The following is a 14,462-nucleotide window of genomic DNA, read 5'->3' as shown; positions in this document are numbered from 1 at the left end:
AAAAACAGCCGTAAAACACCAGACTTTACTGCATAAATACGCAGTGCAAGCGTATAGTCAGCCAGTTGCCGAAATACCGCGCAATCATAGCAAAAATTTCACGTTCTACAACTGCGATCTTTAGGGCTATCAAGGGCAAAGCCGTCAGGTAGTAGGAATCTCGGCGATAAAAAAACCGGGCTGTCGGGCCCGGCTTTTAACGGCAAATAACGCTGTGTTACAGTGCGGCAATTTCGGCTTGCTGTGCCTGCAGTTTGGCTACGGCCTGCTCAAGCTCGGCCTGTTTGGCACGCTCTTTTTCCAGCACCGCTTCTGGCGCTTTAGCCACAAAGCCTTCGTTGGCCAGTTTGCCGGCAACGCGTGACAGTTCCTGCTGGGTTTTTTCCAGCTGCTTGGCAATGCGGCTAAGCTCGGCGTCTTTGTCAATTAAACCAGCCATTGGGATTAATAAATCCATGCTGCCTATCAGCTGGGCTGCACTAGCCGGTGCTGGCTCGCCTGCCGTCAGTACTTTAATACTGTCCAGCTTAGCCAGATTCATCAGGAAGTTTTCATTTTCGCTTAAACGGCGCTGCTCGTCGTTGCCCAGGTTGCGCAGTAGTATGCTAAGCGGTTTACTCGGTGCAATGTTCATTTCACCGCGTACGTTACGTATCGCGGTAATGACTGCCTTTAACCATTCCAAATCAGCGGTAGCCGTCTCATCGATAAGGCGGGTGTCCACTTGCGGGTATGGTTGCAGCATAATGCTGTCAGCCTGAATATTTGCCAGTGGTTTAACCGATTGCCAGATGGTTTCGGTAATGAACGGCATAATCGGGTGCATTAAGCGCAGTAAGCTTTCCAGCACGGTCACCAGGGTGTGGCGGGTGGCACGCTGCTGCGCGTCGTTGCCTTTAAACAGCACCGGCTTGGTCAGCTCCAGGTACCAGTCACAGAACTGGTTCCAGGTAAATTCGTACAGCGTATTGGCCGCCATATCAAAACGGTAGCTGTCGATATACTGCCGCACCTGCTTTACTGTGTGCTGGTACTGCGCCAAAATCCACTTATCGGCCAGTGATAACTGCATGTCGCCGCCGTTAAAGCCGCAATCCTGCTCTTCAGTGTTCATCAGCACATAGCGGCTGGCATTCCACAGCTTGTTGCAGAAGTTACGGTAGCCTTCTAAGCGCTTCATATCCCAGTTAATATCACGGCCGGTTGATGCCAGTGCTGCCAGGGTAAAGCGCAGCGCGTCAGTGCCGCTGGCGGTAATGCCATCCGGGAATTGTTTCTCGGTCGCTTTGGCGATTTTTTCTGCCAGTTGTGGTTGCATCAGGTTGCTGGTGCGTTTGGCCAATAAATCGGCCAGGCTGATGCCGTCTATCATATCCAGCGGATCGATGACGTTACCCTTAGACTTACTCATCTTATCGCCGTTTTCATCGCGGATAAGGCCGGTAACATACACGGTTTTAAACGGCACCTGCGGTTTGCCGTCTTTATCTTTAATAAAGTGCATGGTCATCATGATCATGCGGGCCACCCAGAAGAAAATAATGTCAAAGCCGGTGACCAATACATCAGTCGGGTGGAAAGTGCGCAGGGCATCAGTATCTTCCGGCCAGCCCAGTGTTGAGAAGGTCCACAGTGCCGAGCTGAACCAGGTGTCCAGTACATCGTTATCCTGCGTAAGCGTGATGTTATCGGCCAGCTGATGTTTCGCCCGCACTTCAGCTTCCGAGCGGCCAACATAGACGTTGCCGTTGTTGTCATACCATGCTGGAATACGGTGTCCCCACCATAGTTGGCGTGAGATACACCAATCCTGAATGTCGCGCATCCAGCTGTAGTACATGTTCTCGTATTGCTTAGGCACAAACTCAATCTGGCCGTTTTCTACCGCTTCGGTAGCGGTTTTCGCCAGCGGTGCTACGCGCACATACCACTGGTCAGTCAGTAACGGCTCTATTACCACGCCACTTCTATCGCCGTAAGGCAGGGTGTTGTTGTGATCCTCTACTTTATCCAGCAAGCCTGCCGCGTCAAAGGCGGCAACAATGGCTTTACGCGCTGCGTAGCGATCCAGGCCCTGAAACTCTGCCGGTATGGCAGCGCTTTGGTTCGGGTTAGCCTCACCATTGGTAAAGAAGCACTCACCTTCGCTGCGGATGGTGGCGTCCGGTGTCAGCACGTTAATCATTGGCAACTGATGACGCTTACCGACTTCGTAGTCGTTAAAATCATGCGCCGGAGTAATTTTGACGCAGCCGGTGCCTTTTTCCATGTCGGCATGCTCATCGCCAACTATGGCAATACGCCGGTTTACCAGTGGCAATATGATCTCTTTGCCAATCAGCGCTTTGTAGCGCTCGTCTTCCGGGTTTACTGCCACACCGGTATCGCCCAGCATGGTTTCCGGCCGCGTGGTGGCGACGACTAAATAGCTTTTACCATCGGCTGTGGTGGCACCATCGGCCAATGGGTAGCGCAGGTGCCACATCTGGCCTTTCTGCTCTTTATTTTCTACTTCTAAATCTGAAATGGCGGTGTGCAGCTTAGGATCCCAGTTTACCAGGCGTTTGCCGCGGTAAATTAAGTCGTCTTCGTACAGTCGTACAAACACTTCCTGCACCGCATTAGACAAGCCTTCGTCCATGGTAAAGCGCTCGCGCTCCCAATCTACCGAGTTACCTAAACGGCGCATCTGCGAGGTGATGGTGCCGCCTGACTCCGCCTTCCACTGCCAGACTTTTTCGATAAACGCATCACGGCCCAGTTGATGGCGGCCAGGTTGGCCTTCAGCAGCGAGTTTGCGTTCAACCACCATTTGCGTCGCAATACCGGCGTGGTCGGTACCTACCTGCCACAGGGTGTTTTTGCCCTGCATACGCTGGTAGCGGGTAAGCGCGTCCATAATGGTTTGCTGGAAAGCGTGGCCCATGTGCAGACTGCCGGTAACGTTTGGCGGTGGGATCATAATGCAGTAATTACCCAGACGCTCATCGCCACTGGGTTTAAAATAGCCTTTAGCTTCCCAGGCGTTATACATTGCCTGCTCAATTTCACTGGGGTTAAACGTCTTTTCCATGATAATACCTGTTACTCAGCCAGCTTTAATGGTGTCTGGGTTTAAGCCCAGCTGGCGATACTGTTTAAAACGTGCCCGGGCCAGCGCCTTGTCGTGCTCGGCAACGGGAACAAATTCAATAATTTGGCTAAAGCGGTTGGCAAAGGCCGGCACAGTGTCGGCCAGGTTAATTAACACCTGGCGGTTTTGCCGTGGCGGCTGCCAGCTAATTTCTACCGGCGCGCCGTGCTTGGGCCCCTCGCCGGCCAGGTTGTGCGGTACAAAACGCTCGGCATCAAATTGCCAGAGCAGCTCGTCAAACGCTTCGGCCTGCTGTTGGCTGGCAGTATAAACGAAAACCCGTTGTCTGGCGCGGTACAAGTCGGCACAGAGCTGGCAGGCTAAAGCAAAATGAGCTGGCGTGGTGCTCAGCTCATTTTGGGGCGCCGCTAAGTCTACTTGCGCAGTACCTAGCAGATAAAAGCTAACGTGCATTAATGATCCTGCTGCTGACCAACCCGGTTAATTAGAAACTGGGTCAGTAGCGGTACCGGCCGGCCGGTAGCGCCTTTGTCTTTACCACCACTGCGCCAGGCAGTGCCGGCGATATCCAGGTGCGCCCAGTTATATTTGCGGGTAAAGCGCGACAAGAAACACGCGGCGGTAATGGTGCCGGCGGCGCGGCCGCCGAGGTTGCTAAAGTCGGCAAAGGGGCTTTCCAGTTGCTCCTGGTAATCATCCCACAGCGGCAGGCGCCATGCGCGATCGCCACTTTGCTCAGAGGCATTTAAAATCTCGTGCGCCAGTGGGTTGTGGTTACTCATTAAACCGGTGGCGTGTTTACCCAGAGCAATAACACAGGCGCCAGTTAGGGTGGCCACATCAATCACCAGCTCAGGGTCAAACCGCTCAACATAGGTTAAGGCATCACACAGTACCAGCCGGCCTTCGGCGTCAGTATTTAACACTTCTACCGTCTGGCCTGACATAGTGGTTAAAATATCGCCTGGCCGGTAAGCGTTGGCATCAGGCATATTTTCCGCTGCGGCTAATACCGCCACCAGGTTTACCGGCAGGTTCAGGTTTACCACCGCATGCATGGTACCCAGCACCGAGGCGGCACCACACATGTCATATTTCATCTCGTCCATGCCTTCGCCCGGTTTAAGGCTTATGCCACCAGAGTCGAAGGTTAAGCCTTTACCCACTAATACCACAGGTGCGCTGTCGTTACCGGCACCTTTGTAGTGGATAACCGCCATGCGAGGGCCGTTTACCGAGCCACGGCCTACCGCCAGGTAAGAGTGCATGCCCAATTTGTGCATCTCGTCCGGGCCCAGTACCTCAACCGATACTTTGTCGCTGTGCTGTGTTAACAGCTGCGCCTGTTCGGCCAGGTATTGTGGCGTACAGATATTCGGTGGCATATTGCCAACGTCTTTACACTGCTTGATACCGGCGGCTATCGCCAGGCCATGCTCAACCGCTTTTTCACCAATAGTCAGGTCACGGCGGGTGGGTACGTTAAAGACAATTTTGCGCAGTGGCCGGCGGGTTTCATCTTTTTTACTTTTTAGCCGGTCGAATACATACAAGCAGTCTTGGGTGGTTTCTACCGCGTGGCGCACTTTCCAATAGGTGTCGCGACCTTTCACGTGCAGCTCGGATAAGAAGCAAACTGCTTCCATTGAGCCGGTTTCGTTTAAGGTGCTGATGGTTTTGGCGATAATTTGGCGGTACTGACGTTCGTCTAATTCGCGTTCTTTGCCGCAACCTACTAATAATACGCGTTCGCTCAGTACGTTAGGCACATGGTGCAACAGCAACATCTGGCCGGGTTTGCCTTCTAAATCACCCCGGCGCAGCAGGTTGCTGATATAACCTTCGCTGATTTTATCCAGTTGTTCTGCCACGGCGGAAAGACGGCGTGGTTCGTACACCCCGACAACAATGCATGCACTGCGCTGTTTTTCCGGACTTCCGCTTTTTACGCTGAACTCCATACTAACTCCTGATTCTAAGAGACTGTGCTAGGATAACGGGCACATTATTGGCTAAATTCTACCGCGAATTTATAAAAAAGCTCGGTTTTCTGCGCCGTTTGGTCGATAATAATTGCTATAAATATCAAGTTTACTGAAAAATCGCCAGGGTTCCAGCAAAAAGGCAGGTTTTTAGGGGGCGTTTTGATTATTTTTCGTTACCTGTTAGCGGAGGTGTTTAAATCTCAGCTGGCGGTATTTCTCATTTTAATGACCATTATCGTCAGCCAGCGCTTTGTCAAAATTCTGGCCGATGCTTCCGAGGGTGAGCTGCCCGGTCAACTGGTCATGAGTATAGTCGCGTTAAAGTTACCGCAGCTGGCGGTAATTATTCTGCCGTTAAGTGCCTTTATCGGCATTTTGGTGGCCTATGGCCGTATTTACGCTGACAGCGAAATGACAGTACTGCATGCTACCGGTGTCAGCGAATGGTATGTTACCCGTGTTACCCTGGTATTGTCGTTGCTGATGGCGATTCTCGCTGGCAGCGTCACCTTGTATTTAAGCCCCTGGGCCACCGAGCAGGAATACCGCCTACTGGAAAAAGCTGATGCCAATGCTGGCCTGTTATCTATGGTGCCGGGGCGGTTCCAGCACACATCAAACGAAAAAGCGGTAATTTTTGTGCACGAGGTTGGCCGTGGCGATGACAGTGGTCGCTTAGCGCGGGTGTTTGTGGCGCAAAGTGGCGCCAGTGATGAGCCCGGTAGCCATGCCATAGTGTATGCGCAAAGTGGCAGTGTGCGGGAAGATGCCAGTGGTGCACAAATTCTGCAGCTAGAGCAAGGCCGGCGCTATACCGGTGCCGTCAGCTCGCCGGCGTTTGAAGTGACTGAGTTTGAGCGCTACCAAATGCAGATCCGCGAGCAGGAAGTAGAGCAGCGCCGGCGCAAGTTGGGCAGTGTGCCAACCGCCGAACTGTTGCACAACCCCAGTAACGAAGCCATTGCAGAATGGCACTGGCGTATTGCCATTCCGTTGTCTATTCCGCTACTTACGCTGATTGCTGTGCCACTGAGCCGGGTGAACCCACGTCAGGGCAAATTTGGCCGCCTGTTGCCGGCACTGTTATTGTATCTGGGGTATTATTCTCTGCTAATCATTGCCCGCTCGGCGTTGGAAGATGGCAAAATTCCGCCAGCGCTGGGGATGTGGTGGCTACATGGCGCTGCCTTATTACTGGGTACCGTGCTGATTTTACGCAGCCGCAGTACTGCGCAGCGGTTCCAGGCCTGGCTGGCAGGTAGAAGTTAACATGCTGAAAATAATTGATATCTATATTGGCCGTACCATCTTAAGCACCAGCTTACTCACGCTGAGTGTGCTGCTGGCTATTTCGGCCATGTTTAAATTTATCGATCAGATGCGCTCTATCGGCCGCGGTTATTACGATATGGTGCATGCAGCGCTATTTACCCTGTATAGCGTACCGGGCGACTTAGTAACCTTTTTCCCGATGGCGGCGCTGATAGGTGGCTTAATAGGCTTGGGCATGCTGGCCAGCAGCAGTGAGCTGGTGGTTATGCAGGCGGCGGGTTTATCCCGGGTGAATATTATTAACTCCGTGATGAAAACCGCTGTGGTGATGATGCTACTGGTGATGGCCATTGCCGAGTGGGGCGCGCCGGTCAGTGACAGAGCCGCGCGCGAGCTGCGTACCAAGGCTATTTCAGATGGCAGCCTGTTTGCCGCCCAGCAGGGCGTGTGGGCCAAAGATGGCGATCAGTTTGTCAATATCCGCAAAGTGGATGATTTTGGTAACCTGCAGGATGTAGTGATTTATCAGTTTGATGATCAGCTGCAATTGGTGTCGTTACTCAGTGCCGCAACGGCAGTCTATCAGCAGGACGCCTGGCAGCTGCAGCAGGTTACGCGTTTGGCCTTTACGCCAGAGCGGGTTGAAAAACAACAGTGGCCAAGCCAGAGCTGGCGTTCATCATTGACGCCCGACAAACTGGGTGTGGTTACTATTAAGCCGGAAATGCTGTCGTTGCAGGGGCTGACCGATTACATGGATTATCTGGCGCAAAACTCGCAGGACGCTAGCCGTTACGAGCTGGCGTTTTGGCGTAAAGCGCTGCAGCCGCTCACCATTATTGCCATGTTATTAATGGCGCTGTCGTTTATTTTCGGCCCGCTGCGCAGTGTTACTATGGCGGCCAGGGTGTTAATGGGCATATTGACCGGCTTTGGCTTTTATATGAGTAACGAGGTGTTTGGCCCGGTAGCGCTGGTGTATCAGCTACCACCACTGGCTGGCGCTTTACTGCCCAGTCTGCTGTTTATCGGGTTGTCGTTATATTTTATGCGAAAAAAGGTCTAGCCGATTAGGGTTGCTAAAGCGCCCGTATTAACGGGCTGCTCTGTGCAGGTTTAACTGCTTGCTTTGCTCTTTGGTGAGCACCACCACCTGAGTGCCGCTTAGCTGGTCTTGCAGTGCCAGCCCTTTACCCCAGCGCAACCATAACCACAGGTTACCCAACCCAAGCAGTGCAGTAACGGCGCGCAACGCTGCCTGCTTAAGGCTTATTGCGCTGCCGTCTTGCTGCACCAGTAACATGCGCCAGGCGCGCATGCCCAATGTTTGGCCGCCTTTATACCAAAAGTACAAATAAAACCAAAAAAAGCAGCCTACCGAATACAGCTGAAACCAGATTTTATGCTGGGTAGTAAAGTCGGCATAGTCGGTGTAACCCGCCAGCGAAATCAGCCCTACTTGGTTTAGCAGCGCCACAGCTGCCATGGCAATACCCATCGCCAGCATCCAAAGCGCAGCTAAAATCAACCAGTCATACAACAACGCCGCTAAACGGCGCAGTAACCCGGCACGGGGTGCATCAGCAAACATAGTGTTATCCGAAGTAAAAAAACGGCGCAAGTGTAGCATGCAGCAAGGCTTTTTCGAAGCTGTTGATATTTTGTGCAACTAACGGCGAATGACAGAAATTCGCTTGCGCAACGCTAATCGCATCGTATAATGCAGGCGTTTACCTCAAAATATCCCTCAGTGCCTGGGTGGCGAAATCGGTAGACGCAGCGGATTCAAAATGCAAAGCGTCTTAGGGAAAGGTAGACATAACCTGTTGAATAGTCTACGATTCGACAAAGGTTAAAAGTGCAGGTCGCTTGCAAAGTTTTGCAAAGGTCTGTAACTAGGTTAGTTACAAAAGAAAAAGTCCTCTCAATGCCTGGGTGGCGAAATTGGTAGACGCAGTGGATTCAAAATCCACCGTTGGCGACAACGTGCCGGTTCGAGTCCGGCCCTAGGCACCATAATAGATAAGTATTACTAACTCCTCCAAACCTGGTATTTCTAATCGCGATTGATCTTTAGTTGTTGAAATTAAACCATAATATTCAAGCGTTATCGAAATAACAGTCTGATTTCAATGCTAGCATCGAAACTAATCGAAAGTTGAATCGGTTTTATAAAATTCAGCTGCAAGAATGCATTTGGCTTGATTCAAAAATTTAAAATGGCTCCCCACCTAAAATTTAACTTTATAATTACATTTTTGACGCTTTTAACTTTTACTAATACCTAGCAAATTTCAAAATGGTTCTTGATATTCCTTTGATAATTAACCTAACTAGTGGTTTTTATATCTAGGGTTGTGGCAGACTCTGGTACAAAGAGTATAAATTCTGGCTCATTTCTCCAAGAAAAATAATTAGCTCGAGTAACGCTTGCGTTGAGAGAGCTTGTAAGGGGGTGGGATTTTTAGTTTTTAATATACTTCTTAAATTCCCGAAATATAGTCATGGATGTTGAAATGGAATCAAACGATTCAGGTGGTGTAGCTGCAAAACACGGTTTTCTATTTCAGGACTGCGTAGCTGCTTATCATGTTACTCGAATGCTCCGAGACAAGAATATTCGAAGTGTTCGCTGTGAGGTCACAGATGACATTGATATTGTATATGACGGCTATATTGATTTCGTTCAGGTAAAAAGTACCGACAAATTGCGATGGAGCACTGCACAACTCGCTCTGAATTCCAAGGGAAGCAACAAAAAAACCATTCCACACAGCTCAATTTTGCATAAATCGATGCAGTGTAAGTCGGATCCAGCTTTTGGCAGAAGATACTCCATAGTAACAGAGGAAAAAGTTAATAATACCCTCGAGTACCTTTTAATCAGTCAGAACGCTAGGCACGGCAAGCCTGGTCGTCAGGAGCTAATTGATGATCTGAACTTACGGACTAACAATTATCAAACAAACTCTGGTATTTGTGTTTCAGATTGGGTCGATTCGGCAACATGGGAAGTATTTTCTTCTCTTCGCGAATTGGAACTACTGGGTATAAAGAACATACGACTTGCCTCTAATGATCTTCATGGAGTTATTCTCAGTTCCGAAACCGTCGCAGAGGATATCTGGTGCGATATTCTTCACTCTGTGACACTTAAAGGCGAACTATCTCGACGCATCAATAGTATTGATGACAAGTCTTACTCTCGGTCCGATCTTCTTAAATGGTTTAAGCAATATGTAGAAAATGATCAATCTCGTTCAGGCCGAAAAATCTATGTCAAAAGAGATTTGCCGCATATATTGACCCCATTCAGAGCTCAAATGATTTCGACCTGCGCTAAGCGCAAAGGGCAAGTCCTGCATCAGCAATATACACTCAAGCAATATCGCTATAAGCACATCGCAGACAATATCTGCCAATGGTTAGATGAGGTCTTTCTCCGTCCTAACGAAATGGCTGATAGTCTGAAGCTCACATTAGTTGAAAAGCGACAGCAGCTAAAACAATCTGTTTTCAACTCGCTAAATGACGTTAGGGAATTCCTGGGCCGAGTGCTGTTGCATGCGACGATCAGGCAATATCACGATAGCCAGCCGATACCCTGTTTACTTTTTATGGAAAAGAATGGAACGGAAAAAATTCTTGAAAACGTACACATCGTTCGCCGGGATCCAGATGATGATCAGCTTTGGATTGGCTTCAGTGAGTTGGTAACTGATATCGACATTGCAGTGAGATTACCAGAGATACGTGATCAGTTGTACGCAGAGATATTGGAGTGTATCGATGTGGCTCGCAAGAAAATACTAGACATCAAAGATGATAACTACTTACTTCGTCACGACATCAATGAAATTCTTGACGGCAGCCAACCTTTCGATGTCCACCTAGATCGATTTACTTTCGTACTGTTTGTAGGTTACAACTCAAAATTACTTACTGAACCAGAAACGTTAGGCTACGAGGATGACTTAGAAAAAGAAACGGTAGAGCTTTTTGACAAATTTGCTTCGGATCTAAAGGACAATTCTCCATTCACGGGAATTTGCGTCCAGGTATTCATCTATCCTGCTCCGAGTCTTGATCGGTTGACCCAGTTGGTTGAGAGTAAAGTAAAGGAGGCCATATGACGTTGGTCTATGAGGAAGCGAAAAGCAGCCTTCGCGATGAATGCTTTTCATGCTTCAATTACCTGCATGCTATTAACAAGTTACTGTCCAACCCTGTATCGAGAGACCTCGGGCGGGACTTAATCGTGCGCGCTCTAGATGTTCCGGAGCGTTTTGTTTCACACTCCACCATCTTGAAAAATATGGTGAGAAAATCTGGCTTGTTTCCGTATTTGGTTAAAGAGTTCTCCGATCTGACGCCGGAAGAGCTCAGAGTGCTTGATGTGTACCGAACGCCATTTTCAGAGAACTTTGTCTTCCATTCTATGCAATTCCAAATATTCGATTTGCTTAAGGCCGGCAAGAATGTGGTACTCAGTGCTCCGACAAGCATGGGAAAAAGCGCTATCGTAGATTCGTTGCTAGGTTTGGGCACATTACATAGGCTTGTTTTGGTAGTTCCAACTGTGGCCCTAGCAGACGAAACTCGCCGTCGATTGCATGAGAGGTTCGGTGACAGATACCAGATCATTCACCATAGTTCTCAAATATGTCATTCTGATAAAGTTGTTTACGTGTTAACTCAAGAGCGGGTTAATGAACGAAACGATATTGTCGACATCGACCTTTTTGTGATTGACGAGTTTTATAAGCTTGCATTCCGACAATTTAAAAATGGCGAGGTAGATCATCAAGACGAGAGAGTCGTCGAGTTGAATATTGCGCTGAGCAAGCTGCTCAAGGTTTCAAAGCAATTTTACCTAACCGGACCGTTTGTTAAAGGCATCCATGGTCTCGAAAGGCTAGGTTATTCACATACCTTTGTATCCACTGACTTCAATACAGTCGCATTAGATGTAGAGACATTCAACATCAAACCGACGGATGATGTTGCGAAGAAAAACGCTTTGGCGGCGATAGCTCACAGATGTGTGGGCGCAACGATTATTTATTGCAAATCACCAACGGTCGCAGGACAAGTCGCTCGTGAGCTTATCAAGCTAGGACATGGCACCTCGTTTAAGAATCCTCATATCGAATGGATCAGTAACGAATTCGATGTCGATTGGGATTATACTGTTGCTCTCAAGAATGGCATAGGTTTGCATTTTGGTGCGCTGCCCAGAGCACTGCAGCAATATACTATAGATCAATTCAATACTGGAAAACTCCGCTTTCTACTCTGTACCTCGACAATAATTGAGGGAGTTAATACTGTTGCAAAAAACGTCGTAATATATGACAACCGCGACGGGATACGCAGCATCGATAAATTCACTCACGGTAATATTAAAGGGCGTGCTGGACGAATGGGAGTTCACTTCGTTGGCAAAATCTTTTGTTTGGAAGCAATCCCTGAAGATAAACTAAATCAAGAAATTGATATTCCGCTTGGAATTCAAGACATTGGTACACCGCTCAATCTCTTAGCAAATGTTCAGCCAGATCATTTATCTGAGTTTTCACAAGATCGCTTCAACAATGTCTTTGGCGATGATCGCATTTCCATTAATCTCGTTAAGAGACACTCGTACTTCCGTGTTGAACAACTAGAAGAACTACAAAGCATATTGGAAATGATGGACGACAAAGAATTTGCCTCGCTTGTGTTTCACTGGACACCTGCGACAAACTTCATGAAGACCTTCGCAAATATTATTGCCAGATTAGTTCCTCACACATTCCGCCGAAATGGGGTTCCGATTAAGCCGACTGATGTCATAGTTGCAAAACTTGTAGCCTATTATAATGCGGCAAGCTATTCAGAGTATATTAAAGATCAGATTGATCACGCTCGGCAGAGGATATCTGAAGGGGAAAAAAATACTCTTTCTTTCTATCTAAACAATGACTTGAAGATCATCACAAATACATTCGGATATACACTACCGAAGGTGCTCAGCTTGATGGAAGATGTCGTTAAACACAATGCGCTGAAGAGGGGCTTCAGCAACAAAATTGATTACACTCACGTTAAATTGATGTTTGAGAGTCACCACTTACCGCCAGGAGTTAACTCTCTTGAGGAAATGGGCATTCCTATTCAGACGTTACACAGACTGGTAGAATTGTTGGAGTTTCCAGAACAAGCCGATGTGGATGTGTTAAGCCAGTATCTTCGCGATACTCAAGATATTTGGAATAGATCTATTGGGTACGTCGATCAGGCATTCATTAGGCGAGCGCTAGGTATTTGAATTCCTTGCTAGTATTTATTCTATAAGGTCAATTTTTAAATATAATAAAAATGCTTGCTTAGATGTAAAGCAAGCATTCCTCGTTCTAGATGGAATTACAATTTGTCTACCTGGTTTATAGCTGAACGATAATTGATACCTAGCCACTGACAGAGCTCCAGAAACTCCAGAATATCCAACCCCCGAATACCCTGCTCAATCTTGCCGAAGTAGCTATGTGGTAAGCCACTGATCGCTGCCATGTCACGCATAGTAAGACCTTTAGCGTTTCGCTGCTCTCGTAACCAATTACCGAGTGCAATGCGTTTAGGGCTGGCTTTTAAGTGGGCTTCACCCCGTTTAGGTTTGTATGCTTCCATTAGCTTACCCCCACCTCAAAAACCCCCATATCCAGCCAGTAGGTTAAAAAGTTATCTTCCCATATCGGGTAGATTTCTCTTGCGACTTCAATAGGGTAGTAGCCGGTCATATCCTGAAAGGTGCCAGCGATAAACTCGAAGTCCAAAGACTTCACCAGCTCTGCGCAATCGCCGATACCGGCATAACAAAAGTCGGTGATGTAGCAGATGTCATAACGGCCACTGGTGCCGGTCAGTAGTATCTCAACGGGATGGTAGCCGCCTTGTTCTGCACTGTATTTTGGGTCCCGAAAATTTACGCAGACAAATTCTGCTAATGGCTCTCGGTGCGGCTCTATGGCTTTAATCAGTGCATCTATAAATCGCTTTGAAACAGGCAAAGCTAAGCCCTCGTACTGAATACGCATAATGATTACTCCTGAATAGATGGGGTGTTTACTTAAAAATATGAGCGTGGGTTTGTCGCATACTGGTGTGTTGGTTAAGGCCGATAATCACGTGGTCCAGCACGGCGATATTTAAGATGTTGCCAATCTCGATGACCCGCTCGGTAAAGCGCACATCGGCTTGGCTCGGCTCACTTAACCCCGATGGGTGATTGTGAATTAGGATAACCGCCTTTAAGTTTAAAATGACTGCCGTGCGTAGCAGCTCAACCGGCCTTGTGCTGATTGCATCGGCAGTGCCTTTTGCTACCACTTCAAAGCAATTCACTTCGTGCTGTGCGGTGAGGTTCACCACGATAAACACTTCTTTGGTTTCATGCTTTAGGTAGTCAAAAAGCTTACCGATAACTTCAGGGCTGTTTGCCATTTTACCGGTAATGTCACAGTTCACTTCTTTAAAGCGGTAGGCCAGTTCTATTTCTCTAAGGGTTGCCATAATGCACCTCCAAAACCTGCTAAACGTTTTTTAACCTGATTGAATGAATTGGCCGGCACTGTGACCGGCCATTTCGCATCATTTCTTGTCAGTGGTTTTGGCTTTAGGCGGTTTCGGTGGTTTTGCCGGTGAAAGTTGCAATATCTGCGCATCCAGTTCACCGCTTTCAACTGCCTTGATGATGGTGCTAATGACGGTTGGTAAATCCTCTTTCTTGCCGACATCAATTGCCGCTTTGCCTTTTTCCAGCTCCAGTGTTTTAAGCCCAACTTTGATTTCAAAGTAGTAGTGCTCGTTGTCATCAAAGTACCAGGGGCGAACCGCTTTGCGTGTACGCACGGTTTTGCGCTCACCGGTTTCGGGGTCTTTCACCTTTTTGTCTTTATAGGCTTCATAAGCCTGACCATCTAACATGGCCTGCGCCATTGCCTGCTGCTCATCCAGCTTTTCAATCAGCTTCAGGCGTTTACCTAAGATAGGTGGTTTGGGCTCAATTTTTGGGCGAGCGATAACCTTGAGCGAACTCAATATAGACATAGTGTGTTTTCCTTATGGTGTTG

The 14,462-nt window shown here is 48.3% G+C and carries 12 protein-coding genes and 1 tRNA gene; 5 read left to right on the top strand and 8 right to left on the bottom strand.

What is annotated here, in order from left to right:
• Window positions 1-217: 217 nt before the first annotated feature.
• Genes ABGI61_RS00240 through pepA form a run of 3 tightly spaced genes read right to left on the bottom strand, consistent with a single transcriptional unit; the run spans window position 218 to window position 5,055 of the window.
• Window positions 218-3,073, bottom strand: a complete 2,856-nt coding sequence (locus ABGI61_RS00240) for a valine--tRNA ligase (RefSeq protein ID WP_347595087.1) — start codon at window positions 3,071-3,073, stop codon at window positions 218-220.
• A gap of 15 nt (window positions 3,074-3,088) precedes the next feature.
• On the bottom strand, window positions 3,089-3,547 hold the full coding sequence (locus tag ABGI61_RS00235) for a DNA polymerase III subunit chi (RefSeq protein WP_347595084.1): 459 nt from the start codon (window positions 3,545-3,547) through the stop codon (window positions 3,089-3,091).
• The gene (pepA, locus tag ABGI61_RS00230; RefSeq protein WP_008221231.1) at window positions 3,547-5,055 is read right to left on the bottom strand and encodes a leucyl aminopeptidase; all 1,509 of its coding nucleotides are present in this window, start codon (window positions 5,053-5,055) and stop codon (window positions 3,547-3,549) included. Before pepA ends, ABGI61_RS00235 begins: the two co-directional genes overlap by 1 nt.
• A 183-nt stretch (window positions 5,056-5,238) precedes the next feature.
• Between pepA and lptF the strand changes: the two genes are divergently transcribed.
• A complete protein-coding gene (gene lptF, locus ABGI61_RS00225; protein WP_347595081.1) occupies window positions 5,239-6,348 on the top strand; it encodes an LPS export ABC transporter permease LptF in 1,110 nt (369 codons plus the stop codon).
• A gap of 1 nt (window position 6,349) precedes the next feature.
• Entirely contained in the window at window positions 6,350-7,417 is a 1,068-nt protein-coding gene (gene lptG / locus ABGI61_RS00220; RefSeq protein ID WP_347595078.1) for an LPS export ABC transporter permease LptG, read from the top strand.
• A 27-nt stretch (window positions 7,418-7,444) separates the two neighbouring features.
• On the opposite strand, the gene ABGI61_RS00215 is transcribed toward lptG, so the two are convergent.
• On the bottom strand, window positions 7,445-7,942 hold the full coding sequence (locus tag ABGI61_RS00215; RefSeq protein ID WP_347595075.1) for an RDD family protein: 498 nt from the start codon (window positions 7,940-7,942) through the stop codon (window positions 7,445-7,447).
• Between the two features lie 338 nt (window positions 7,943-8,280).
• Between ABGI61_RS00215 and ABGI61_RS00210 the strand changes: the two genes are divergently transcribed.
• The 3 genes from ABGI61_RS00210 (at window position 8,281) to ABGI61_RS00200 (ending at window position 12,661) form a co-directional block, all read left to right on the top strand.
• Window positions 8,281-8,367: transfer RNA gene (locus ABGI61_RS00210), tRNA-Leu, on the top strand.
• A 500-nt stretch (window positions 8,368-8,867) separates the two neighbouring features.
• Window positions 8,868-10,484 (top strand): HamA C-terminal domain-containing protein, encoded by a 1,617-nt coding sequence (locus ABGI61_RS00205; protein ID WP_261255358.1) that lies wholly within the window; start codon window positions 8,868-8,870, stop codon window positions 10,482-10,484.
• On the top strand, window positions 10,481-12,661 hold the full coding sequence (locus ABGI61_RS00200; protein WP_347595071.1) for a DEAD/DEAH box helicase: 2,181 nt from the start codon (window positions 10,481-10,483) through the stop codon (window positions 12,659-12,661). The genes ABGI61_RS00205 and ABGI61_RS00200 overlap by 4 nt, the downstream gene beginning before the upstream one ends.
• A 95-nt stretch (window positions 12,662-12,756) precedes the next feature.
• On the opposite strand, the gene ABGI61_RS00195 is transcribed toward ABGI61_RS00200, so the two are convergent.
• From ABGI61_RS00195 to ABGI61_RS00180, 4 genes are all read right to left on the bottom strand, one after another.
• Entirely contained in the window at window positions 12,757-13,020 is a 264-nt protein-coding gene (locus ABGI61_RS00195; protein WP_347595068.1) for a helix-turn-helix domain-containing protein, read from the bottom strand.
• Window positions 13,020-13,427 carry a DUF2787 family protein gene (locus tag ABGI61_RS00190; protein ID WP_347595065.1) on the bottom strand — a complete coding sequence of 136 codons (408 nt, stop codon included), beginning with the start codon at window positions 13,425-13,427 and terminating at the stop codon, window positions 13,020-13,022. Before ABGI61_RS00190 ends, ABGI61_RS00195 begins: the two co-directional genes overlap by 1 nt.
• A 28-nt stretch (window positions 13,428-13,455) precedes the next feature.
• Window positions 13,456-13,902, bottom strand: coding sequence for a JAB domain-containing protein (locus ABGI61_RS00185; protein ID WP_347595062.1), 447 nt, complete (start codon window positions 13,900-13,902; stop codon window positions 13,456-13,458).
• 78 nt (window positions 13,903-13,980) lie between these two features.
• The gene (locus ABGI61_RS00180; RefSeq protein ID WP_134059267.1) at window positions 13,981-14,439 is read right to left on the bottom strand and encodes a DUF6641 family protein; all 459 of its coding nucleotides are present in this window, start codon (window positions 14,437-14,439) and stop codon (window positions 13,981-13,983) included.
• Between the last annotated feature and the right edge of the window lie 23 nt (window positions 14,440-14,462).

Origin of the sequence: Rheinheimera fenheensis (assembly GCF_039871805.1) — a bacterium.
Lineage (GTDB): Bacteria > Pseudomonadota > Gammaproteobacteria > Enterobacterales > Alteromonadaceae > Alishewanella > Alishewanella fenheensis.
Note: the sequence above shows the minus strand (reverse complement) of the source record. Positions and strands in the feature narration are given on the sequence as shown.

What these genes read in the sequence shown, in the direction of transcription:
- ABGI61_RS00235 (WP_347595084.1), bottom strand. Translation starts at nt 3,547, where the DNA reads ATGCACGTTAGCTTTTATCTGCTAGGTACTGCGCAAGTAGACTTAGCG.
- ABGI61_RS00205 (WP_261255358.1), top strand. Translation starts at nt 8,868, where the DNA reads ATGGAATCAAACGATTCAGGTGGTGTAGCTGCAAAACACGGTTTTCTA.
- ABGI61_RS00215 (WP_347595075.1), bottom strand. Translation starts at nt 7,942, where the DNA reads ATGTTTGCTGATGCACCCCGTGCCGGGTTACTGCGCCGTTTAGCGGCG.
- ABGI61_RS00195 (WP_347595068.1), bottom strand. Translation starts at nt 13,020, where the DNA reads ATGGAAGCATACAAACCTAAACGGGGTGAAGCCCACTTAAAAGCCAGC.
- ABGI61_RS00185 (WP_347595062.1), bottom strand. Translation starts at nt 13,902, where the DNA reads ATGGCAACCCTTAGAGAAATAGAACTGGCCTACCGCTTTAAAGAAGTG.
- ABGI61_RS00190 (WP_347595065.1), bottom strand. Translation starts at nt 13,427, where the DNA reads ATGCGTATTCAGTACGAGGGCTTAGCTTTGCCTGTTTCAAAGCGATTT.
- lptG (WP_347595078.1), top strand. Translation starts at nt 6,350, where the DNA reads ATGCTGAAAATAATTGATATCTATATTGGCCGTACCATCTTAAGCACC.
- pepA (WP_008221231.1), bottom strand. Translation starts at nt 5,055, where the DNA reads ATGGAGTTCAGCGTAAAAAGCGGAAGTCCGGAAAAACAGCGCAGTGCA.
- ABGI61_RS00200 (WP_347595071.1), top strand. Translation starts at nt 10,481, where the DNA reads ATGACGTTGGTCTATGAGGAAGCGAAAAGCAGCCTTCGCGATGAATGC.
- ABGI61_RS00180 (WP_134059267.1), bottom strand. Translation starts at nt 14,439, where the DNA reads ATGTCTATATTGAGTTCGCTCAAGGTTATCGCTCGCCCAAAAATTGAG.
- ABGI61_RS00240 (WP_347595087.1), bottom strand. Translation starts at nt 3,073, where the DNA reads ATGGAAAAGACGTTTAACCCCAGTGAAATTGAGCAGGCAATGTATAAC.